This window comes from Pseudomonas sp. PB106 (assembly GCF_009764645.1).
Lineage (GTDB): Bacteria > Pseudomonadota > Gammaproteobacteria > Pseudomonadales > Pseudomonadaceae > Aquipseudomonas.
Genome location: NZ_RWIM01000020.1, coordinates 23,149 through 46,251, shown reverse-complemented (window position 1 = coordinate 46,251; position 23,103 = coordinate 23,149). Strand labels below are relative to the sequence as shown.

General features: G+C 59.7%; 23 protein-coding genes. 3 read left to right on the top strand and 20 right to left on the bottom strand.

The features are described 5' to 3' along the window. Positions 1–79 precede the first annotated feature (79 nt). The 10 genes from EJA71_RS04125 to urtA all read right to left on the bottom strand — a co-directional run bounded on the left by EJA71_RS04125 (position 80) and on the right by urtA (position 8,485). A complete protein-coding gene (locus EJA71_RS04125) occupies positions 80–388 on the bottom strand; it encodes an urease subunit beta (protein WP_158954545.1) in 309 nt (102 codons plus the stop codon). Beyond that, positions 388–921, bottom strand: a complete 534-nt coding sequence (locus EJA71_RS04120) for a GNAT family N-acetyltransferase (protein ID WP_158954543.1) — start codon at positions 919–921, stop codon at positions 388–390. Before EJA71_RS04120 ends, EJA71_RS04125 begins: the two co-directional genes overlap by 1 nt. Before the next feature lie 4 nt (positions 922–925). Then, on the bottom strand, positions 926–1,459 hold the full coding sequence (locus EJA71_RS04115) for a GNAT family N-acetyltransferase (RefSeq protein ID WP_158954541.1): 534 nt from the start codon (positions 1,457–1,459) through the stop codon (positions 926–928). Positions 1,460–1,468: 9 nt separating this feature from the next. After that, entirely contained in the window at positions 1,469–1,771 is a 303-nt protein-coding gene (gene ureA, locus EJA71_RS04110) for an urease subunit gamma (RefSeq protein WP_158954539.1), read from the bottom strand. Between the two features lie 141 nt (positions 1,772–1,912). After that, a complete protein-coding gene (locus EJA71_RS04105; RefSeq protein ID WP_158954537.1) occupies positions 1,913–2,752 on the bottom strand; it encodes an urease accessory protein UreD in 840 nt (279 codons plus the stop codon). A 43-nt stretch (positions 2,753–2,795) separates the two neighbouring features. Further along, the gene (gene urtE / locus EJA71_RS04100) at positions 2,796–3,494 is read right to left on the bottom strand and encodes an urea ABC transporter ATP-binding subunit UrtE (protein ID WP_038360486.1); all 699 of its coding nucleotides are present in this window, start codon (positions 3,492–3,494) and stop codon (positions 2,796–2,798) included. Positions 3,495–3,629: 135 nt separating this feature from the next. Next, complete coding sequence (gene urtD, locus EJA71_RS04095; RefSeq protein ID WP_007918913.1) at positions 3,630–4,499, bottom strand: urea ABC transporter ATP-binding protein UrtD; 870 nt, start codon at positions 4,497–4,499, stop codon at positions 3,630–3,632. Then, entirely contained in the window at positions 4,496–5,575 is a 1,080-nt protein-coding gene (gene urtC / locus EJA71_RS04090) for an urea ABC transporter permease subunit UrtC (RefSeq protein WP_158954535.1), read from the bottom strand. The genes urtD and urtC overlap by 4 nt, the downstream gene beginning before the upstream one ends. Continuing rightward, on the bottom strand, positions 5,575–7,077 hold the full coding sequence (urtB, locus tag EJA71_RS04085; protein ID WP_158954533.1) for an urea ABC transporter permease subunit UrtB: 1,503 nt from the start codon (positions 7,075–7,077) through the stop codon (positions 5,575–5,577). Before urtB ends, urtC begins: the two co-directional genes overlap by 1 nt. Before the next feature lie 142 nt (positions 7,078–7,219). Further along, positions 7,220–8,485: an urea ABC transporter substrate-binding protein gene (urtA, locus tag EJA71_RS04080; protein WP_064117243.1), complete on the bottom strand. Its 1,266-nt coding sequence runs from the start codon at positions 8,483–8,485 to the stop codon at positions 7,220–7,222. A 303-nt stretch (positions 8,486–8,788) separates the two neighbouring features. On the opposite strand from urtA, the gene EJA71_RS04075 reads away from it, so the two are divergent. Continuing rightward, positions 8,789–12,142, top strand: a complete 3,354-nt coding sequence (locus EJA71_RS04075; protein WP_158954531.1) for a hypothetical protein — start codon at positions 8,789–8,791, stop codon at positions 12,140–12,142. Between the two features lie 107 nt (positions 12,143–12,249). Here the strand turns inward: EJA71_RS04075 and EJA71_RS04070 are convergent, their stop codons facing one another. The 10 genes from EJA71_RS04070 to cbiE form a co-directional block, all read right to left on the bottom strand. Then, positions 12,250–13,617, bottom strand: a complete 1,368-nt coding sequence (locus EJA71_RS04070; protein WP_158954529.1) for a PepSY domain-containing protein — start codon at positions 13,615–13,617, stop codon at positions 12,250–12,252. A 100-nt stretch (positions 13,618–13,717) separates the two neighbouring features. After that, complete coding sequence (locus EJA71_RS04065) at positions 13,718–15,838, bottom strand: TonB-dependent copper receptor (RefSeq protein WP_158954527.1); 2,121 nt, start codon at positions 15,836–15,838, stop codon at positions 13,718–13,720. Between the two features lie 84 nt (positions 15,839–15,922). Then, the gene (locus EJA71_RS04060; protein ID WP_158954525.1) at positions 15,923–16,369 is read right to left on the bottom strand and encodes a DUF2946 domain-containing protein; all 447 of its coding nucleotides are present in this window, start codon (positions 16,367–16,369) and stop codon (positions 15,923–15,925) included. 21 nt (positions 16,370–16,390) lie between these two features. Further along, positions 16,391–16,870, bottom strand: a complete 480-nt coding sequence (locus tag EJA71_RS04055) for a copper chaperone PCu(A)C (protein ID WP_158954523.1) — start codon at positions 16,868–16,870, stop codon at positions 16,391–16,393. A 48-nt stretch (positions 16,871–16,918) separates the two neighbouring features. Next, positions 16,919–17,317 carry a DUF2946 domain-containing protein gene (locus EJA71_RS04050; RefSeq protein ID WP_158954521.1) on the bottom strand — a complete coding sequence of 133 codons (399 nt, stop codon included), beginning with the start codon at positions 17,315–17,317 and terminating at the stop codon, positions 16,919–16,921. A gap of 98 nt (positions 17,318–17,415) precedes the next feature. Further along, positions 17,416–17,706, bottom strand: a complete 291-nt coding sequence (locus EJA71_RS04045; RefSeq protein WP_077570750.1) for an addiction module antidote protein — start codon at positions 17,704–17,706, stop codon at positions 17,416–17,418. A 3-nt stretch (positions 17,707–17,709) separates the two neighbouring features. Further along, positions 17,710–18,012, bottom strand: a complete 303-nt coding sequence (locus EJA71_RS04040) for a type II toxin-antitoxin system RelE/ParE family toxin (RefSeq protein ID WP_158954519.1) — start codon at positions 18,010–18,012, stop codon at positions 17,710–17,712. 159 nt (positions 18,013–18,171) lie between these two features. Then, a complete protein-coding gene (locus tag EJA71_RS04035; RefSeq protein WP_158954517.1) occupies positions 18,172–18,900 on the bottom strand; it encodes a cobalt-precorrin-6A reductase in 729 nt (242 codons plus the stop codon). Next, positions 18,897–19,994 (bottom strand): cobalt-precorrin-5B (C(1))-methyltransferase, encoded by a 1,098-nt coding sequence (locus tag EJA71_RS04030; protein WP_158954515.1) that lies wholly within the window; start codon positions 19,992–19,994, stop codon positions 18,897–18,899. The genes EJA71_RS04035 and EJA71_RS04030 overlap by 4 nt, the downstream gene beginning before the upstream one ends. Then, positions 19,987–21,198, bottom strand: coding sequence for a precorrin-6y C5,15-methyltransferase (decarboxylating) subunit CbiE (cbiE, locus tag EJA71_RS04025; RefSeq protein ID WP_158954513.1), 1,212 nt, complete (start codon positions 21,196–21,198; stop codon positions 19,987–19,989). The genes EJA71_RS04030 and cbiE overlap by 8 nt, the downstream gene beginning before the upstream one ends. Before the next feature lie 235 nt (positions 21,199–21,433). Here cbiE and EJA71_RS04020 point away from each other — a divergent pair, with 235 nt between their 5' ends. Further along, positions 21,434–22,099: a hypothetical protein gene (locus EJA71_RS04020; protein WP_158954511.1), complete on the top strand. Its 666-nt coding sequence runs from the start codon at positions 21,434–21,436 to the stop codon at positions 22,097–22,099. A gap of 155 nt (positions 22,100–22,254) precedes the next feature. Further along, positions 22,255–23,073, top strand: coding sequence for a hypothetical protein (locus EJA71_RS04015; RefSeq protein ID WP_158954509.1), 819 nt, complete (start codon positions 22,255–22,257; stop codon positions 23,071–23,073). The last annotated feature ends 30 nt before the right edge of the window (positions 23,074–23,103 follow it).

Sequence of the window (23,103 nt, the reverse complement as noted above, 5' to 3'; positions counted from 1 at the left end):
CATGGACGCTCTGCGTCCGCCGTTATGTGACGCGGAGCGTCACGGGATGCATTCCCACGCAGAGCGTGGGAACGATCAGTTAGTCGAGGTCGCCCATGATCCGTCCGGCGAACCCGAACACCCGGCGATGCCCGGCGTAATCCACCAGTTCCACCTCACGGCTTTGCCCCGGCTCAAAACGCACCGCCGTGCCCGCCGGAATGTTCAGGCGCATGCCACGGCTCGCGGCGCGATCGAAGGTCAGCGCGTCGTTGGTTTCAAAAAAGTGATAATGCGAACCGACCTGAATCGGCCGGTCGCCGCTGTTGGCGACTTTCAGGTTGACGGTGCGGCGGCCGACGTTGAGTTCGATGTCGCCGGGCTGGATCTGGTACTCGCCAGGAATCATCACTGGGCTCCTTGCAGAATCTTGTAATAGAGGGCGGTCGGGCGATACGTGCCGTTCGGGTCGCAGGCGTAATCAGGAATTGCGCCGGCGCGGGTGTAGCCCAACGCTTTGTAGAAATCTTCAGCCGGCGAACCCGCTTCGGTGTCGAGGTAGAGCATGCCGCGCTTGTGATGGCGGGCCTCCAGCTCCAGCGCGCTCATCAATTGCTGACCGAGGCCACGGCGACGGGCGTGTTCGCGCACCAGCAGTTTTTGCACTTCGGCGCGATTCAGGCCGTTGGCTTTCTGGCACAACCCCAGTTGCACACTGGCCAACACTTGCTCGTCCTTGACCACCACCCAGAGCAGCACGCTGCCTCTGTTCACATTGTCCTGAACGTCATCGAAATAGGCGTGAGCCTGCGCCGCATCGAGATCGGCCATGAAGCCGACGCTGGCGCCGTAACCCACGGCATCAAGCAACAGGTCGATCAGGCCCTGACGATAGTGGGCAAAACTTTCAGCATTGACGCGGCGCAACTGGGCGGCGTTCATCGTGTCACTCCTTGTTGGCGTCAGGCGGCTCCGCGCCAGGATTGAGGGTCAGTTGCATGAAAGTCAGGTCGAGCCAACGGCCAAACTTGGTGCCGACTTGCGGCATCTGCCCGGTGATGCTGAAACCAGCGCGTTCGTGCAGACGAATCGAGGCGGCATTACCGCTTTCGATGGCGGCGACCATGATGTGTTTGCCGCAGGTCTTCGCCCGTTCGATCAGCGCCGTCATCAGTTGCGGGCCGAGGCCGTTGCCGCGTTGGTCGCTACGTACGTAAACCGAGTGCTCGACGGTGTGGCGGAAACCGTCGAAGGGCCGCCAGTCACCGAACGAAGCGTAGCCGAGCACGCTGTTCTCGCCGTCGACGATCACCAGAATCGGATAGGCCTGAGCCTGACGAGCGCTGAACCAAGCCTGACGGTTGCCGAGGTCGACGGCCTGTTCATTCCAGATCGCCGTGGTGTTGAGCACCGCGTCGTTGTAGATGTCGCGGATCGCCGGCAGATCGGCGTGAACGGCATCGCGAATGGAGTAAGTCATGGCGCGGCCTCAGACGATCGGTTGGTGGACGGTGACCAGTTTGGTGCCGTCGGGGAACGTCGCTTCGACCTGAATCTCCGGAATCATTTCCGCGATGCCTTCCATCACTTGGTCGCGGCTGAGCAGGGTGGTGCCGAAGTGCATCAGCTCGGCCACGGTCTGGCCGTCACGGGCGCCTTCGAGCAGGGCGGCGGAGATATAGGCCATGGCTTCCGGGTAATTGAGTTTCACGCCGCGCGCCAACCGCCGCTCGGCGACGAGGCCGGCGGTGAAGATCAGCAGCTTGTCTTTTTCGCGTGGGGTCAGGTCCATTGTGGGAATCCAATATCGGCAGTTAAAAATAATGTCGTACACCCTGTAGGAGCTGCCGCAGGCTGCGATCTTTTGATCTTGATCTTTAAAAACAAAATCAAAAGATCGCAGCCTCCGGCAGCTCCTACAGGCGAATGCATTTCAGGTGTTCCAGATTCGCGGTGGCTGGGCTTCGCGGTCCAGCAGCACCGGGCGTAGCAAGCGCCATAAATCGATGAGCCAGGCTCTTGCGAGCAATGCTTCAGACGCCAGGCAGCGGGCTACCAGAAGCCCCGGCAATTGAGTCAAATCCCCGCGCACTTCATGGCCCAGCGAGCGGCAACGTTCGAGCAGTTCGGCATCGATGTCCCCGGTCACCAACAACGTGGCGAACACCGGATTGGCATCCAGCCCGATCGGCGAGTCGAGCAAACCATCGTTCCCGACAATGCGCTGGCGCTCATGCCAGAGCAATTGACCGTCACGACGAATGTCCAGACGCGCCTGAAAATGCCCGCGATCAAAGCGCTCGCCACTCGCCGGGCGACCCAACGCCACCACGTCCCAATAAAACAACCGCGCATCGCCTTCAAGATCAATCGAAGTCGTCAGCTCAGCCTGTGCGGCGCTGTAGACGATGGTTTCCTGCGGCAGCCATTCCAGCGTCGCGCCGGCAGCGACTTTCAAGTCGAGCTGTTGATAAGCCGGCCCGCCGGCGCGATACCACTTGGCGGCGCCGGGGCTGGTGATCTGTGCCCAGGCGTCTTGTTCGACGCTGGCGCTAATATCGAGACGATCGCCGCCAGCAATCCCGCCCGGCGGGTGGACGATGATGTGCTGGCAGACCTCGGGGCCTTCGGCGTACAGGTGCTTCTGCACGCGCAGCGGGCCGAGGTGCCGGCGCATGACCGGGCGCGTGCAATCGCCGAAACGGGCGTAAGCGAGTTCCAGCTTGGCGTGCCAGCTCGGGGTAAACAGGGCAGGTGCAACAGTCGAATTCATGGTTTGTAATTATCGTTAGGAAGCTACAGATTAGTTCGTTGTACTAGATCGTTACCAGCCCGCGTACACCCTCAGCCTCCATATTTTCACCGCGACCCTGCTGGACGATCTCGCCTCGGGACATCACCAGATACTGATCGGCCAGTTCTGCGGCGAAATCGTAGAACTGCTCGACCAGCAGAATCGCCATGTCACCGCGCTCCGCGAGTTTCTTGATCACCGCGCCGATCTCTTTGATCACCGAGGGTTGAATGCCTTCGGTGGGCTCATCAAGAATCAGCAAACGCGGGCGGCTGGCCAATGCGCGGCCAATTGCCAACTGCTGTTGCTGACCGCCGGACAGATCGCCGCCGCGGCGCTGCTTCATTTGTAGCAGCACCGGGAACAATTCATAAATGAAACTTGGTACTTCTTTGGCTTCACTGCCGGGAAAGCGCGACAGGCCCATCAACAGATTCTCTTCCACGGTCAGGCGCCCGAAGATCTCGCGACCTTGCGGCACATAGGCGATCCCGGCGTGAACGCGCTGGTGTGGCTTGAACGTGGTGATCGGTTTGCCTTCCCAATTCACTGCGCCTTCTTTGGCCGGCAGCAAGCCCATCAGGCATTTGAGCAGGGTGGTCTTGCCGACGCCGTTACGGCCGAGCAGGCAGGTGACTTCGCCGACCTTCACGTCGAAAGACAGGCCACGGAGGATGTGGCTACCGCCGTAGTACTGGTGCAGCTTGTCGACTTGCAGCATGTTCAAAATCTCCCTCGATGATCGTTCCCACGCTCTGCGTGGGAACGCATCCCGTGACGCTCTGCGTCACATAACGGCGGACGCAGAGCGTCCATGGCGGCATTCCCACGCAGAGCGTGGGAACGATCTAGGTCTTCATCGGCCTAGGTAGACCTCGATCACGCGCTCGTTTTCCTGCACTTGTTCCAGTGAGCCTTCCGCCAAAACGCTGCCCTGGTGCAACACCGTCACATGGTCGGCAATCGAGCCGACGAAGCCCATGTCATGCTCCACCACCATCAGCGAATGCTTGCCCGCCAGGCTCTTGAACAGTTCAGCAGTGAACTCGGTTTCTGCATCAGTCATCCCCGCCACCGGCTCATCAAGCAGCAGCAATTGCGGGTCTTGCATGAGCAACATGCCGATCTCGAGAAACTGCTTCTGACCGTGGGACAACAACCCCGCCTGACGATTGACCGAGGTGGTCAGGCGAATCGTTTCCAGCACTTCGCTGATCCGATCCTTCTGTTCGCCACTCAGCCGCGCGCGCAAACTGGCCCACACCGACTTGTCGGTTTTCTGCGCCAGTTCGAGGTTTTCAAACACGCTCAAAGCCTCGAACACCGTCGGCTTTTGAAACTTGCGACCGATGCCGGCCTGAGCAATTTGCACTTCGCTCATCTGCGTCAGGTCCAGCGTTTCACCGAACCACGCCTTGCCGTGACTCGGGCGGGTCTTGCCGGTGATCACGTCCATCAGCGTGGTTTTGCCCGCGCCGTTGGGGCCGATGATGCAACGCAGTTCGCCGACGCCGATGTACAGATTGAGATTGTTCAGCGCCCGGAAGCCGTCGAAGCTGACGCTGATGTCTTCCAGCGTGAGGATGGTGCCGTGGCGGGTGTCGAGCCCCGGGCCGACGCGTTGGCCGAGGCCGATCGAGTCGCGGCTGGTGCCGGCGTCCTTGTTCGGTTCCACGGGAAAGAAGGCCGGTTCCAGCATGAATTCAGCGCTCGCCGTGACTCTCATTGTTCACCTCGTTTCTTCAGCAGACCGATCACGCCTTTTGGCAGGTACAGCGTCACGACGATGAACAGCGCGCCGAGGAAGAACAGCCAATATTCGGGAAAGGCCACGGTGAACCAGCTCTTCATGCCGTTGACCACGCCGGCACCGAGCAACGGCCCGATCAGCGTGCCGCGACCGCCAAGAGCCACCCACACCGCCGCTTCAATCGAGTTGGTCGGCGACATTTCGCTCGGGTTGATGATCCCGACTTGCGGCACGTACAACGCACCGGCCAAGCCACACAACACCGCGCTCAACACCCACACGAACAGTTTGAAACCGCGCGGATCGTAGCCGCAGAACATCAAGCGGTTTTCCGCATCGCGCAACGCTGTCAGCACGCGGCCAAACTTGCTCTGCGCCAAACGCCAGCCGATGAACAGGCTCGCCACCAGCAACAACACCGTCGCCAGAAACAGCACCGCACGAGTGTCCGGTTCAGTGATGCCGAAACCGAGAATCGTGCGGAAATTAGTGAAGCCGTTGTTGCCGCCAAACCCGGTCTCGTTGCGGAAAAACAGGAGCATGCCGGCGAAGGTCAGGGCTTGGGTCATGATCGAGAAATACACGCCTTTGATCCGCGAGCGGAAGGCGAAGAAACCGAACACCAGCGCCAGCAAACCCGGCGCCAACACCACCAGACACATGGCCCAGACGAAGCTGCTGGTGCCGGTCCAGTACCACGGCAATTCGCTCCACGACAGAAAGGTCATGAACGCCGGCAGACCATCACCGGCAGCCTGACGCATCAGGTACATGCCCATCGCATAACCGCCGAGGGCAAAGAACAGACCGTGGCCCAGCGACAGCAAACCGGCGTAACCCCAGACCAGATCCAGCGCCAGGGCGACGATGGCGTAGCAGAGAATTTTACCAACCAGCGTCAGCGTGTACGCCGAGACCGACAGGGCATTTTCCGCGGGCAACAACGACAGCAGCGGCAGGGCGATCAGCAGCGCGAGAATCACTGCGCCAACTGCAATCGTGACTTTCGGCCCGGCCTTTTGTGTGGCCGTGACTAACAGAGGCTGGTTCATCAGTCGATCACCCGTCCTTTCAGTGCGAAGAGGCCTTGCGGACGTTTCTGGATAAACAGAATGATCAGCGCGAGGATCAGGATCTTGCCGAGCACCGCACCGATCTGCGGTTCGAGAATCTTGTTGGCGATGCCCAGGCCAAATGCTGCGAGGACGCTACCGGCCAACTGGCCGACGCCACCGAGCACCACGACAAGGAATGAGTCGATGATGTAGCTCTGGCCGAGGTCCGGGCCGACGTTGCCGATCTGGCTCAGCGCCACACCGCCGAGGCCGGCGATGCCCGAGCCGAGGCCGAAGGCGAGCATGTCCACGCGCCCGGTCGGCACGCCGCAGCAGGCCGCCATGTTGCGGTTCTGGGTGACGGCGCGGACGTTGAGGCCCAGGCGGGTTTTGTTCAGCAGCAGCCACGTCAGCACGACGACGAACAGGGCGAACGCGATGATCACGATGCGGTTGTACGGCAGCACCAGATTTGGCAGCACTTGAATGCCGCCGGACAGCCACGCCGGGTTGGCGACTTCAACGTTCTGCGCGCCGAACAGCAGGCGCACCAGTTGAATCAGCATCAGGCTGATGCCCCACGTCGCGAGCAAGGTTTCCAGCGGGCGGCCGTAGAGGTGACGAATCACCGTGCGCTCCAGCGCCATGCCGATTGCGGCCGTGACGAAGAACGCCACCGGCAGCGCAATCAGCGGGTAGAACTCAATCGCTTGCGGCGCATAGCGCTGGAACATCAACTGCACCACGTACGTCGAGTAGGCACCGAGCATGAGCATCTCGCCGTGGGCCATGTTGATCACGCCGAGCAGGCCGAAGGTGATCGCCAGACCGAGCGCCGCGAGCAGCAGGATCGAGCCGAGGGACATGCCGCTGAAGGCCTGACCGAGGATCTCGCCGATCAGCAGTTTGCGTTTGACTTGAGCCAGGCTGGTTTCGGCGGCGGTGCGCACCGTGGCGTCGGCTTCGACGCCGGGCTCGAGCAAGCCTTCGAGGCGCGTACGCGCCAGTGGATCGCCGGTTTCGCCAAGCAACCGTACGGCCGCGAGGCGCACGGTCGGGTCCGTGTCGACCAGTTGCAGATTGGCCAGCGCCAGGCTCAGGGCAGCATGAACGCTTTCGTCTTTTTCGCCAGCCAGTTGCTGGTCGAGGAATTTCAGCTGCGCGGGTTTCGCGCTTTTCTGCAATTGCTGCGCGGCAGTCAGACGGATTTTGGCGTCGGCGGCGAGCAGTTGGTGGCTGGCCATGGCGGTGTCGATCAGACCCCGCAGGCGATTGTTCAGGCGCAGGGTTTTTGGCTGGCCGTCGATGGTCAACTCGCCTTGTTGCAGGGCGTTGATCAGTTCGATACGGGCCGGGTCGGGCTGCGCAGCCCAGGTTTCCAGCAGTTTGGCCTGTTGCACGGGATTGGCCGCGACAAAGTCTTCGGCATCGCCGGCGTGGGCCAGCATTGGCAGAAAGAGTGCGATGGCACAGATGAATCGGTAGAGGGCAGTGGGCATAGGTTTGGCCTTGCTTGTTGATCGTTCCCACGCTCCGCGTGGGAATGCCTCACCGGACGCTCCGCGTCCGCTTTTGGACGCAGAGCGTCCTCAGCTGCATTCCCACGCGGAGCGTGGGAACGATCAGGTTGAGCGGGATAACTCAGTTGCTCTTCACCGCATAATCCGGCTTCTTGTCGTTGCCCTGAATGAACGGGCTCCACGGTTGCGCACGGATCGGCCCTTCGGTCTGCCACACGACGTTGAACTGACCATCGGCCTGAATCTCGCCGATCATCACCGGTTTGTGCAGGTGGTGATTGGTCTTGTCCATGGTCAGCGTGTAGCCCGATGGCGCCGCAAACGTCTGCCCGGCCAGCGCTTCACGCACCTTGTCGACGTCGGTGGATTTGGCTTTCTCAACTGCCTGCGCCCACATGTGGATGCCGACGTAAGTGGCTTCCATCGGATCGTTGGTCACGGCTTTGTCCGCGCCCGGCAGGTTGTGTTTTTTCGCGTAGGCCTTCCAGTCATCGACGAACTTCTTGTTCACCGGGTTCTCGACGGATTCGAAGTAGTTCCACGCCGCGAGGTTGCCCACCAGCGGTTTGGTGTCGATACCGCGCAGTTCTTCTTCGCCCACCGAGAACGCCACAACCGGTACGTCGGTGGCTTTCAAACCCTGGTTGGCCAGTTCTTTATAGAACGGCACGTTGGAGTCGCCGTTGACCGTCGAGATCACCGCAGTCTTGCCACCGGCGGAGAATTTTTTGATGTTGGCGACGATGGTTTGATAGTCGCTGTGACCGAACGGTGTGTAGACCTCTTCGATGTCCTTGTCGGCGACACCTTTGGAGTGCAGGAACGAACGCAGGATCTTGTTGGTGGTGCGCGGGTAGACGTAGTCGGTGCCGAGCAGGAAGTAGCGCTTGGCGCTGCCGCCTTCTTCGCTCATCAGATATTCAACCGCCGGGATCGCTTGCTGGTTCGGCGCGGCGCCGGTGTAGAACACGTTTGGCGACATCTCTTCGCCTTCGTATTGCACCGGGTAGAACAGCAGACCGTTGAGCTCTTCGAACACCGGCAACACCGATTTACGCGACACCGACGTCCAGCAGCCGAACACCACGGCCACCTTGTCCTGGGTCAGCAACTGCCGGCCCTTTTCCGCGAACAGCGGCCAGTTCGATGCCGGGTCAACCACTACCGGTTCGAGCATCTTGCCGTTGACGCCGCCCTTGGCGTTGATCTCGTCGATGGTCATCAGCGCCATGTCTTTGAGCGACGTTTCGGAGATCGCCATGGTGCCGGACAACGAATGCAGAATCCCGACCTTGATGGTCTCGGCGGCCTGGACAGTCCAGGTCATGCCCATCGCGGCAATGGATGCCGTGAGTGTGAAAGCCTTGATCAAACTGCGACGCTTCATTGTGCGATCTCCATGAACATTTGAAGTTTTTTTGGTTGGCAGATGCGGACGACTGAAGGGGCTTTAGCAAGGGCTGTGCCTAAGGCGCGTGAGGCCCGGTCTGAAGCGCTGGCGCGGGTGCAGCGCAACGCCTGCTGCACCAGTGCTGGGCACTTTGCGAGGCAGGGGGCACGTTGATGCACTCGTGTGGGGCTCGCAGTGGGATTAATTGCAGAAGCGATAACTATGTACCGCCAGCGAGGTGCGCGGGACGTTCAGTCTAGGGGTTCGTTTTCCCCCGGAACTGCACAAGGAATCAATTCAATGGATGGACATTCTTCAGCCGGCAACGTGGTTGCCGAACCGGCTTTGAGCCCAGCGTTTTTATCGGCCGATGATGCGGCCCGATACGCCCACCAACAGGTGGGTCTGCGCCGGGACCGACGCTACGGCAGCTGCATTTTCAAACGTTACGATGGTCGCTTCGTCGTTAGTCAGCCCGTGCCGATTGCTTCGGATTTCGTGGATTGCCGTCTCTTGTATCCGCAGAACGCGCAAGGCAAAGCGGTTTTCCCTCAGCAACACGTTTTATACAGTCTGTTTTATTCACACGTGGCGCTGTCGATGGTCGATGTGCAGGCAGTCGCCAACCGTCGCTGGAACCAGGAGGATGCGGCGACCAGTCTGATCATGTTCAGCGTGGAGGAGCTGCGTCACTTGCTGGAAACGCAAACAAGCGCCTACGTTTCCGGGGCGGAGGACAGTCTGGTGTTGTTCAAGCCCGACGCCTTCAATATAGCCTCGCTGAGCGAACAGTTAGGCTCCGCGCAACAGCCAGGAACACTGGCCAAGGAGCTCAGCTCAGGCATGGTCAAACCAGGCAGGCTGGTTTTTCAGACTGCGGGAGCGGGGAATCTGGAGGTCATCGTCAGCAATGGTCGCTGGCGACCACGGGGCCCGATCCCTTCACAATCGATCATGACTCATTCGTGGGACCGCACCGTTCCAGCGCGTGTGGCGTACGGGGCGATTTTTGCGAGCGCCGATGAAGCCGCCGAGGATTGTTATCTGCGCGAAGCCCGGCCACATGACGATGACCAGATCTGGTTTGGTTTCATCCTCAAGCAAAAGGGCAAGGCGCAATACATTGCCACTGAACTCGTACCGGTGAACAAGGACCAGGACGTGCTTTACGCCTTGGCCAGCCTGTTTCCCGCCGCGCAGAACGCGCGGGGCTATCGCTTCCCCGAGACCTTCGCCATTCATTCTTATGTCTACTCGCGGCCTCGGGTCAGACATTCCACAGAAAAATCGAAAAACTGGTTGGCGTACCATTTCATCGAGCCTCAGGACCTTTATCTCTCGGTCTACTACTCAAAAAAATATCCACAGACCGAGAGCGGCGGGTCGCTCACCACGTACATCTCGCCCATGGATGGAACGCTGCTCAAATACACGCCGCGCAACGACACGCGTCTGTTCGACAATGACATGGCACTGATGGGGCTTGATGAGATTCAGAAGAATCTGGCCTCGGGCAAAGTCTCCACCACTGATTTTGTCCGGGTGGTTTCCAACAGCGGCGAATTGAGCGTTATGCGTCCTACCCTTTGTTGGGATCGCAAGGGTGTGGTTGACAGGTATTGGTTTCCAGGCAAAAACCTGCAACGCCTGGCGCTGGGGCCGGTTTTTCTGAACATGAACGACGCCGCCATTCACGCCCGCCAGCAGATGCCCAGTGACACTGAGCGCGCCTATGGCGGGCTGATCCTGAAGCGTTCGGATGGCCGGTTCGTGGCCACGTTGCCACTGGCAGTGTTCGAGGAAGATTTCGATATCGATTTTATTTTCCCGGATGCCAGCATCACTCAGGGAGCGTTTCCGGCGGGGTGCACAATCGTTGGCCGCTATCGTTCCAGGAACGCCCGCGAGTTGCCGTTTCTGATGGGACCGGTGGGGAAGCAGGTGTACTTGAACATGCTCTCGACCGAAGTGATCTGTACGTCGTTTTCGTGGGAATCGAAGCGTCTGGATGAGTTTCTGTTTTGCCCCGATGGCGCAATCATTTCTTACCGGGCCAATTTCGGCGATCAGGTCGTCAACGGCTTGTTGGTCAAGCTGGGGCTGGCGTCCATGACGGCTCTGAAGGCGTCGCGAATCAAGACCAAAATCCACGACGGTTGGCTGTTGCCCAACGATTGGGTCAATAAACTGCTCGGTTACGGTCAGCTGGACGTGGTTGTCGGCAGCAGACTCTGGGGCGCTCCCGGTACGGTCAGTCAGTTCATCCCCTTTGCCCCGCGCGCCGTTGAAGCAACGGTCGCTCGCGATCCGGCTTGCAGTCCGCTGTTTATTCAAGAGGCTGCGGCGGTGAATTATTTCCACGAACAGGACGAGCGTGCCAGTACCCTGCATTTCGGGGCGGTCATTAAAAACTCGCGCCTGGATCAGTATCTGACCAGCGAACCCCTAGAGGTAAAAGACGACAATCTGGAATTGGTGAAGATTTTTCCTCACGGTTCCCTGCCTTATCGTCATGAGCTTCAGGGCCTGTACCTTCGCGCAGCGGCGAACTCGACAGTCCTGAAGGATCAGGATTATCGACACTTCTTTTCGCCACTGGACGTGAGTCGAGCGCACGCCATCGTCAATTCGCCTCAGGGCTACAAACCGGTCTATTTTTCCTGTGCCGACGGCGCCTTGCTGCGCTACGAAATGTCATCCTTCGATGTCGATGCACCGCTGGACAAGTTCGGGCAGTTCCAGTTGTTGCCCAATCCTTTTGCATCGTTGGCCAGGGCGAGCAACCTTTGGCAGCAGATCCTTCGCGGTACGTTCGAACTCGACAGCTATATTCGTCAGATGGCCAAAGCGGGAAAACTCGAGGTACTGGTGCCCAGTACGTTCTGGTCTCGCGTGGGGGTCGTGGGTTCGGACTGGACACCGCGCATGCCGGCGGTGTCGCTGCAAGAACAATGGGTCAACAAGCCAGAGCTGGCGTTGGGGCCGGTTTTCCATCATGCCGATGACGCTGCCCGTTACGCACAAGTGCGTGCGGGCAGTGGTTATAGACAGGATGCCGCGTATGAGAGTGCGATTCTCGCCAATCCGGCTATCAATGCTTACGTCGCGGTGGAGCCGTTGGCTGAAACCGACGACATGCAATCGATGGATCGGATTTTCCGCACATGGAAGGACTCAAGTACCTCACCGCGCAACAAGCCACCGGGGTTTCCCGCTGGGTTTGCGTTGATTGCCGGACATCAGTTGTATGCGTCGGGTAACACGACGCTGACTGTCGATCCCGAAGAGGTCTTTGCCAACTACGCATCGCCTGCGATGGTGTATGAGCATACGTTCGCGCTTAAAGGCAAAGGCTTCGATATCAAGGCTCACTACTACTCGACACCGCACGGTGCGTTGATCAAGTACGTGCCTCACTATTCCGAAGTCGAGCGCAGGTTGTTGTCGACCCGGACGGTGGAAATTGTCGACGGGCAATGGGTGACACGCCTTTCGCCCGGCGCGTTTATCTCGCAGTTGGCGAATCTGGGCGAATTGCGCGTGTTGAAAGCAGCGCATTACTGGCATCAGGAGGGGCGCGTCGGGGCCGACTGGCGTACGACACGCCAGCAGGAACCGGCACGAACCCACAGGCTTTCCCGCGACGAACTGTAACGCCATGGAAGGCGTCAACGCCTACGGCTAAACCAGTGAAGTGCATCGCGAGCTGGCGGGCGCGGGACCGTCATTGATCCCGCGCCTTATGGCCGATCAGGCAAGTGTCAGGCGGATGCTTTTGCCGTGATCGATCGCGACAGCACCAACCGATCCAGCAACCACACCACCACCAGCGAAGCCCCCACCAACGGAAACACCACCGCCAGCGCGAGCATGATCAGCACGCCGGTTTTCCACGTCGGCAGATCATGACGCAGGGCTGGCACGCCGAATTTGCCCTGCGGCCGACGCTTCCACCAGATCACCACGCCGCTGACGGCACTGAGCAGAATCATCAGACAGATCAAGAGCACAACGATCTGGTTGAAGGTGCCGAACATCTTGCCTTCGTGGAGCATCACGCCGATTTCCGTGGCACGGGCAACGGTGCCGTAGTGTTCGAAACGCACATCAGCGAGCACTTTGCCGGTGTACTGATCGACATGCAGCGTGGCGTCGTTGCGCGGGTCATCGGCGAACACGGCAATGGTGAATACGCCAGTGGCGGTGGTTGGCAGGGTGATGCTGTAACCCGGCTCGACCTTGCGCTCGGTGGCGATGTTCTGCACGTCCTGCAGGCTGATAACCGGTGCGGCAGGGCCGGCGTTGGCGCCGCCGTGGGCCATGTGTTCGGCGTGGTCGCCGGACATCGGCATCGGCGTGTTTTCCATCGCCCATGGCACGGTCTGACGGGTGGCGCTGTTGAGGCTGCGCGCTTCGACGTCAGAGGTCGGCACGTTGTCCCACATCGCCGCCGGGAACACGTTCCACACTTGCGCGTATTGCTTGCCCCAGAAACCGGTCCAGGTCATGCCGCTGAGCAACATCACCAGCAGCAACGTCGCGCCCCAGAACCCGGTGACCGCATGCAAGTCACGCCACAGCACACGACCGCGACGGCTCAGGCGTGGCCACAAAATGCCGGCGGCCTGACCACGCGGCCACCACAGGAACAGCCCGGACACGACCAACACCACGCCCCAACCGGCGGCCATTTCGATGAGGCGATCACCGACGGTGCCGATCATCAATTCGCCGTGAATCGCGCGGGCGATGGCTTGCAGATTCTGCTTGGCGTCTTGCTCGCCGAGGATGTCGCCGTGGTACGGATCGACGAACACGTTGAGTTCGTGGTCGGCGTTTTTCACCACAAACTGCGCGCTGCGTTCGGCATTCACCGGCGGCAGATATTGGGTGATCTGCCCTTGTGGATAAGCGCTTTTCACCCGTTGCAGCAAGTCATCGGCCGGCACTGTGTGATGGCCGGCCGGGACGTTGAGCAGGCTGCTGTACATCAGCGAATCGAGCTGCGGTTTGAACAGGTAAATGATGCCGGTCAGGGCCAGCATCACCATGAACGGGGCGACGAACAGGCCGGCGTAAAAATGCCAACGCCAGGCCAGGTTGTAGAAATTCGGTTTGGGCTGTTTCATCACGTGTGCTCCGCTGGGCGAATTTTTTAGATCAAGAGATCGCAGCCTTCGGCAGCTCCTACAGGGGTACATGCGGGCTGCGATCCTTTGAATTTTCTTGTTAGAAACTCATGTCCACCTTGGTCCAGAGCGTGCGCCCCGGTTCGTTGATCGCTTGCGGGTCATTGGCCGGGTAGCCGAATCCAGCGTTGCCCGCCAGGTTCAGGTGTTCGGCATAAGCCTTGCCGAACAGGTTGTCGACGCCGCTGCTGACCTTCCAGTGCTTGTTGATGCGGTAGGCACCGTTGAGAGAGAACACGCCGAAGCCCGAACTCTTGTCGTAATCCTTGCCGACCACGTTGCCCTTGTTCTGGTCGATACGGTTTTGCGCGGCAACCACCCTCCACAGTGCGCCCGCGCTCCAGTTGTCTTCGGTATAGGTCAGACCGAAGCGTGCATCCAGCGGCGGCATCTGCGGCAGGGCCGAACCGTCGCTGCTGTTCTTGCCCCAGGCGTAGGCCAGGGTCGCATCGGCTTTCCAGTTATCGGTGAGCTTGTACGCGGCACCGAGTTCACCGCCCATGATGCGCGCGTCGATGTTTTCGGCGCGCGAGCTGCTCATGCCCATCATTCCCGGGGTGTAATCGAAGAGGATGTAATCACGCACCACGCCGATATAGCCCGAAGCCCAGGCTTCGAGCTCGGCGCTCTTGTAGTTCACGCCGAAGTCGAGCTGCGTGGTTTTTTCCGGTTTGATCGAATCGAACGCATTGACCGAGCCTAGCGGGCCGCTGCTTGCCGAGAACAGCTCCCAGTAATCCGGAAAGCGTTGCGCGTGACCGAGGCCGGCGTAGAGCGTGGTCGGGCTGTCAGCGAGGTCATGCTCGTAACGCACGAAACCGCTGGGCAGGGTGTCGGCGCGAGTGTCGTCGGCGGTGGGGTTCGGTCGGCTCATCATTCCCGAGTCGCTGGTCTGCCGGTAATCCTTGGCCGAAGCGCGGTCAACGCGGGCACCGGTGATCAACCGGTCACGGTCAGCGGCGTACCAGGTCATCTCGCTGAACACACCGTAGTTATGGAAATCGGCGTCCTTGCTGTAGGGCAGATCCTTGTAGGTATCGATGCCCATCGAACTGCGCTCACGGTGCTCGTTGGTCTGTGCGTCGAGGCCGGTGATCAACTGAATATCGGCCCAGCGCCAGGTCGCCTTGACCCGCGCGCCGAGGGTACGGCGATCGACATTGGACGCCATCGGCCCCGCCATCATGCCGGTGCCGGACGGCGTGCGCAGGGTGTAGTTGTCCATCACGTGGTCGGCGTAGTTGTAGTAGACCTGTGCTTCGAGTTTCTCCAGCACGTCAGTGATGTTGGATTTTTCGAAGCGCAGACCGAGGCTTTCGCGCAGGAACTGCGAACCGTCCATGCCGCGCCCGGCGTAGCGCGCCTCACCGTCACCCTTGCCGGCGGTGAGTTCGATCAGAGTGTCGGCGTCCGGGGTCCAGCCGAGCACGACGTCACCGTTCCATTTGTCGTAGCGCGAGGCAACGATGTCGTTGTTGCCGTCGCGGTAATCGTCGGAATGCGCGGTGTTGCCGATCACCCGCACATAGCCGAGCGGACCACCGGCAGCGGCGTCGACGACCTTGTCGAAACGTCCGTGGGAGCCGGCCAGCATGCTCGCGTTCACCCGCGTGCCGAGTTCGCCGAAGCTTTCCGGTTCACGATCAAACAACACCGTACCGGCCGATGCGCCCGGGCCGTAAAGCACGGTTTGCGGGCCTTTGATCACGGTGAGTTTGTCGTAGGTTTCCGGCGAGATGTACGAGGTCGGCGCGTCCATCCGGCCCGGGCAGGCGCCGAGCATCATGCTGCCGTTGGTGAGGATGTTCAGACGCGAGCCGAACATGCCGCGCAGCACCGGATCGCCGTTGGTGCCGCCGTTACGCACCAGCGCAAAGCCCGGAATGGTCTTCAGATAATCGCCACCGTCGCTGGCCGGCACCGGTTGGCGCGGGTCCTTGGGATTGGTGACGATGGTCAATGGCGAGCGCGGTGCAATCGCAGTGATCACCGTTGGGCTCAATTCCTGGTCGTGACCGACGTGATCATCGGCCAGCACCAGCGGGGACAGCAGGACGCCGCAAAGGACGGCGGTAGCGTGCCTGAAACGAATCCGTGATTCGTTCAAAGCGAAGGACCCCGGGGCAGCACCCGAGCGTGGAACAGCAGCAAACCTGGACATGACAATTTCCATCAAACAGTCGTAAACGACACGGCCGGCAGCCTGAAGCTGTCTTCTCAACCGTGTGCAATCAGAGGTGGGTGTTTACGCTGCGATGGGCGGTGCGCGGCTGCGGGCGCCGGGGAAAAAGGTCTGCCGGGCATGGCCCAGACGCGGGGAGGGTGGAGTAAAGGTATTCGGCAGTGGGATATTGAAGGCGATGAAATCGCCGCCACCGGTCAGCGCCGGGCAATTGAACAACAGGCTGCAGTAGCCGCACTTTTCCCATAGCACGTGGTGCGAGGATTGTGGCGGGCAGTGTTCGGCGTTCGGTTTCGCGTCATGCCCGGAGTGATCCATGCCGGGCATGTCCATCGACATGTCCATGCTCATCGGCATCGAAGTCGAGGCGTGTTGATCCATCGGCATCGACTGAGAAATCAGTGGGCCGATGAAGATCATCAACATGGCGAACAGGGCGATCCAGCTGCCGCGAGTCAGTGTTTGTGTCTGACGGCGTTGCCGGGTGGGCCTGGCGCTGAGCGGGCGCATGGGCGGAATCTGCCGAAAGGCTTACTGAGCGTGCGCGTGGGCCTGCGTGGTTTCCGGCGGCTTCTTCTGCACCGAGACTTCGACGGTAACGTCACCGGCCTTCTCGAAATGCATTGTCAGCGGGAAGCGTTTGCCGTCGCTGAGCAGGCTGCGATCGGTCGGGTTGAGGAGCATCACGTGATAGGCCATCGGTGCAAACGTCACATTACCGCCAGCCGGAATCTCCACGCTCGGCACTTGCTGCATTTTCATCAGGTCGCCCTGCATCACGTGTTCGTGCAGCTGCGCTTCTGGAGCAATCGGCGAGTCGACGCTGAGCAGGCGGTCATCCGTCTTGCCGGCGTTGTGAATGATGAAATAGGCGGCGACCGTCGGCGCATTAGGTGGCAGTTCCTGCGACCACGGATGAGCGATTTCCAGCTCGCCCGCCTTGTATTCATGGGCATGGGCAAAGCACGCCGGCAACAGCAGCGCAGCGACGATGATGAGTTTGTTCAACATGGCAGTTCTCCAGAACGATTTGAAACGCAGGTCAATTGCGCGAACAAATCACACCAGAGGGGAGGCGCGGGGATTGAGACTCGGCCATTGCTGGCGCGGTGTCGGGGTTTGCAGGGCGGCGGGCGCGACGCTGCGATTACTTTCGTAGCGGGCGAAATACAGCTGCGGCGAATGCCCCGGCAACGCCACCAGTGGCGCAGAGCCCGAGCAACACCAGCAATGCTGCATGTTCGAATGCGAGTCTTTGAGCGGAGTTTTTTGATCGGTGGTGCCGATGTCGATCGCCACCATCTTCGTCCCGCTGCCGGTGCAGAAACTGCCCCAGAGCAACTGTTCGGCCGGTGAACTGGCCGCCTGCGCCATCGCGCCCGTCATCGGCATGGCGAGCATGTTGAACAGCACCGCAAAGCAGGCGATCCAGGCAAATGCTAGCCGTTGTCGGTTCATGGGACAGATCCATTGGGTGGGCGATCAGGCGCGGGCTATTTAGCCTGATCAGGGCCGATAAGTAAAAAAGCGTCGTGCGGTTTGGTGTCGCAGCGCCTTCACAGTGTTACGGCATGCAATCGCAAACCCAGAGCCTTCATGACTTTCATGATAGTTGCGAATTCGGGATTGCCAGTGCTACTCAGCGCTTTATAAAGACTTTCGCGGCCCAAACCTGCATCCCGCGCCACTTGTGTCATGCCTTGAGCTCGGGCGATGTCATTGAGTGCTGCACGAATCAGAACGCCATCGCCTTCATCGTCGTCAAAACAGGCATCCAGATATGCCGCCATATCCTCGGGAGTCTTGAGGTACTCGGCGGCGTCAAAACGGGCGAATTCTTCGCTCATGATTTACTCCTCATTTCCGATGCTATGAGCCATTTGCACGGCGCGTTTGATATCTCTCTTTTGTGTCGATTTGTCGCCCCCGATCAGCAGCAGATAAATCACGTCGCCTTTGCGTGTGAAGTACATCCTGTAACCAGGGCCGTAATGAACACGCATTTCATAAACAGTGTCACCGACGAACCCGCAATCGCCAAAGTTGCCATTTTCGGCTGTTTTAATTCTGGAGATGATTCGGCCTTTCCCTTTGATGTCTTTCAAGGAGTCGAGCCATTCGGAAAATATGCGGGATCGTTCAAAAGCGATCATGTCGGGATCGTATTCCTTGGGATACAAGCTGGCAAGCCGCTTTTGTCGGCTGTCTACTTGTCGGGATTAAAGGAACCGAAGTATTGGGGGGAGGGTGTAGTGAAAAACAGTCGGCTGCGTCCTCAAAAATTGCAGGTAAATTCGCAAATAAATTCGAAGTCAGGAAAAGTCTGACGTCGTCAGGGCTTCAAGGACTTCAGACGCTGATCGAAACTCCCGATCAATCCCCGGCAACCCCGGCCGCTTCAACACCAGCACCGGCACCCCACGCTCGCGCGCGACTTCCAGCTTCGGCTCGGTGGCGGTGCTGCCGCTGTTCTTGCTGATCAGCACATCGATCTGCCGTCGTTCGAACAGCGCTCGCTCATCCTCCAGCAGAAACGGCCCACGGGCGCCGATCACTTCGCAGCGTTCGTTGCCGGGATAGACGTCGAGGGCGCGCAGGGTCCAGAACTGCTCGACTGGGATTTCGTCGAGGTGTTGCAGCGGTTCGCGGCCGAGGGTGAACAGCGGTCGGCGAAACGGCTTGAGCGCAGTGATCAGTTCGGCCCAGTCGCTGACTTCGCGCCAGTCGTCACCCGGCTGCGGCTGCCAGGCCGGACGGCGCAGAGCCCAGCAGGGAATGCCGCTCAGGTTGGCGGCGGTCGCCGCGTTCTGGCTGATTTGTGCGGCGTACGGGTGCGTGGCGTCGAGCAGCAGATCGATGCCTTCGTCACGAATGAATTGCGCCAGACCTGCAGCGCCACCGTAGCCGCCGACGCGCACCTGACAGCTCAGATCGGTCGGGACCCGGCCAACGCCCGCCAGACTGTAAATATGTTCCGGCCCCAGTGTGCGGGCGATGGCCAGCGCTTCAGTCACGCCGCCAAGCAGCAAAATCCGCTTCATGCAAAACCTCCGGCATGCCCGACGATGCCACCCTGACGATCAATCGCAAACACCTCGACCTGCACCTGCGCCGGCACCACGCTGCGGGCGAATTCCAGGGCATGGCGACAGACTTCATCTCCGAGTGCGATCCCCGCTGCGCTGGCCATCGCCAATGCCTGCTGACTGGTATTGGCCTCACGAATGCCTTGCTGCAGCACTTCATTCGCGCCAATCGCCGCCGCCCACTCAGCCAATTGCGGCAAGTCGATACTCGAGTGTCGCGAGTGCAGATCCATATGCCCGGCCGCGAGTTTGCTGATCTTGCCGAAACCACCGCACAGGCTGAGTTTATCCACAGGCACTTTGCGCAGATGCTTGAGCACGGCGCCGACAAAATCGCCCATTTCGATCAGGGCGATTTCCGGCAGGTTGTAGACCCGCCGCATGGTGTCTTCGCTGGCGTTACCGGTGCACGCGGCAATGTGCAGATAGCCGTTGGTTTTCGCCACATCGATGCCCTGATGAATCGAGGCAATGTAGGCCGCGCAGGAGAACGGCCGGACGATGCCGCTGGTGCCGAGGATCGACAAGCCACCGAGAATGCCCAGACGTGGGTTCATGGTTTTCAACGCCAGTGCTTCTCCGCCCTCGACGTTGACCGTCACGTCGAAACCGCCGCCATAACCGGTTTCGGCGGCGAGCAGCGTCAAGTGATCGCTGATCATTTTGCGGGGCACCGGGTTGATCGCCGGTTCGCCGACACCCAGTACCAGTCCCGGTCGGGTCACGGTGCCAACCCCGGCGCCGGCATTGAATCGAATCCCTGGTTCGGCCAGCAGCCGAACCCGCGAGTAGAGCAGGGCGCCGTGGGTGACGTCGGGATCGTCGCCCGCATCCTTGATCGTCCCGGCCTCGGCGCCGTCGTCGGTCAGGCGGCAAAACTCCAGGCGCATTTGCACCTGTTTGCCTTTGGGCAGAACGATCTGTACGGCATCCGCCGACTGCCCGCCGAGCAACAGGCGCGCGGCGGCGAGGCTGGTGGCGGTGGCGCAGCTGCCAGTGGTCAGGCCACTGCGTAACGGCGCGGGTTGTTCGGCGGTTTCGTCACGCATCGAGGGGTTTGACCAGATCGAGCAGGGTGATCGGCAACGCCTGCCGCCAAGTGTCGAATTCGCCGAGCGGTTGCGCCTGAGCGACATGGATGCGCGTCAGCTCGCCGCCATACTGTTCGCGCCAGTTCATCAAGGTGAGTTCGCTTTGCAGGGTCACCGCGTTGGCCACCAGTCGGCCGCCGGGTTTGAGTTGTGCCCAACAGGTTTCGAACACACCCTCACGCGTCACGCCGCCGCCGATGAAAATCGCGTCCGGGCGTTCCAGGCCGGCCAGCGCCTGCGGGGCCTTGCCGCGAATCAATTGCAAGCCGGGGACGCCCAAGGTGTCGCGGTTGTGTTCGATCAACTGCTGACGACCGTCATCGGCTTCGATGGCCAAGGTGCGACAGCTCGGGTGCGCGCGCATCCATTCGATGCCGATCGAGCCGCTGCCGGCGCCGACGTCCCAGAGCAGTTCGCCGGGGGTCGGCGCGAGGCGGGCGAGGGTGATGGCGCGCACGTCGCGTTTGGTCAATTGGCCGTCATGCCGGAAGGCGGAGTCGGGCAGACCGGCGAGGCGCGTCAGGCCGCTGATGCCGGTGTCGGCCAGGCACTCAAGGGCGATGACGTTGAGATCGGCTGTCGGCGCGTCGTTCCAGGCGTTGGCGTTGCTGTCGATGCGCCGCTCGGCGTCGCCGCCCAGGTGCTCCAGAACAGTCATCCGGCTCGAACCAAACCCACGTTCGCGCAGCAATTGCGCGACCGCCGCCGAGCTCTGGCCGTCGTTGCTCAGCAACAACAGGCGCACACCACTGAACAGCAGCGCATTGAGCGCCGCCAGCGGACGGGCGACCAGCGATAGCGTCACCACGTCCTGCAACGGCCAGCCGAGTCGGGCGGCAGCCAGTGAACAGGACGACGGTGCGGGCAGGATCAACATCTCGTCGCTCGGCAACTGCCGTGCAAGGCTGGCACCGACGCCGTAGAACATCGGATCACCGCTGGCCAGCACGCACACTGCCTCGCCACGCCGCTCCAGCACCGGAGTGAGGGAAAACGGGCTGGGCCACAACTGGCGCTCGCCGCGAATGCACACCGGCAACAAGTCCAGTTGACGCTGGCCACCGACGATCCGCGAGGCGGCCATCAGGGCACGCCGGGCGTTTTTGCCCAGTCCTTTAAAGCCGTCTTCAGCGATGCCTACAACCGTCACCCAGGGGGCCATACCGTTCCTCAATCGTGCGCTTTCATTATCCGGCGACATGATAACGCGGCGCTTGCCAACTGGCTGCTTCCAATTCTTGAACACCCATCGACATCAATTGTTTTGGTTGTTTTTTTTGAAGTTGTTTTGATGTTGTTAGTCTTCTTGAAATGGGATGCTATTTATAAGAAGGCCGCCCGCGAAAGTTGGTCAACGGACAGTGGATGTTAAGTATTGATATTAATGGGGTGGAAGTATGAGTGAGGTGCGGCAGTACCCAAGTGCACTATCTGATGGAGTCGCTTCAGCCGTAATGGGAGGTAATTTGTTGTCTTTCCTTCCAGGCGTCGCCAAAGCAGATCAGCGGTTCATCAAGGACAGTATGCGTTGGGCGGAACATAAAGCGGACCTGCGCCATAACCGGCAGAGGGGATCAGCGGAGTGGTTCGAGTTTTACTCCGGCGTGATGTGGTCGGTTGGTTGGAGTTTGGAGGATCAGCCGGTAATAGTCGCCGACAAGGATTTTTCAGGGAACGTTCCTGACGTTTGGGCGAAGTCGGTCTCGCGGCTCATCAGTCGGTCGAAGGTCGCTGCGATGAAAGAGACTTTTCAATTGCTTGAACTTAATCCGACGGGAATCGATGTGTTGGCAGACGATACACGTGCGTGGGGCGATTTTCGTTTTTCCCCGGCAGAGTACAACATGCATGGAGAGTTGGAGATCGTCATCAGTAGTGTTCGTCTGCTGGATGTCAATTGGAGCTCCGATTATCTGTTCTGGAATATACGACATGCGGGGTCGCAACTTGATATGCAGTCCCGGCGCTTCGTGATTAAGTCGCAACAGATGAATGAGCGCCGCGACGCCTTAAGCGCTGCCGTGCTGGATATGCGGCTCAAGGAGATCGAGTTGACGCGGTAAGTTGAAGTTTGGTGCAGCAGTAAGGCGATGTGTCGTACAGCCCTGCTTCGTGATTTGAAATCAATTGAATGGAATGTAAGTTGATTGGTTTTTGTTTGAGAGTTAAGTTGGTTTTACGCCAAGATGGCGTCTAATAATTGCATGGAATCTTAGTAATGACTCAACTAAATGAACAAGTAGTTTCTGCGGATCAACGTGTAGCGTTAATTGCAGAGTGTAATGAATTTATCGCTGCGCAGCCTGTGTTGAAAGCGCGCGCATTCCGCGCTGCCGCCGATCTGCCAATCGACAAGGATGAGCTGAACGCGGCCATTATGGGCTCGGGTATCGCAGGGTTCGATGCGAGCATGTCCAAGCGCAGCAAGCGTATCGTCAAGAACACCTATATGTACGCTGATCTGGTTGCCTTGCTGAAGTTTCCGGCGGCCAGTCAAAAACAACTGCGCTACAACGAGTTTATGCGGCTGATGAAGTTGGCGGGATGGTTCGCCTTTAGCCAACCGTATAATCGCTACAGCGCATCTTCGCAGAAACTCACCATGGACAATGTTGCATTGGGCATTATCCATACAGCGATTGGTGCTGCCGTCGGGCAAGGGCAAGCGGCATTGAAAGTACTGTCTTCGGTTGCTGATGCAACCATGGAAGCGCTGAAGAGCGAGCCTGAAGCTTTGAAGCTTTTCGAAAACAACTCGAAAAAAGCCCAAGGTGGCAACTTCTGCATGTCCAGCGCCCTGGAAGATGCCGACGGTGGCATCACTATGGCCGTGGCAGCCGTGCAATACCTCGCTACCGCCCAACCGACCAAGGTTTTGTTTGTGGAGTGGAGCACTTCTCAGGTTGAAATCTATAACGGTGCAGCCACCATGCACATGGATGAAGAGGATTACATGATGGTCGAACCGCTGCTTGTCAAAGCGTTGACCGAACAGCGTGAAAAAGCGCTGAGCTATGAGTTCGGCACCAAGCGCTGATTCTAAATAAAGCCAGAGATGACCCTCTCT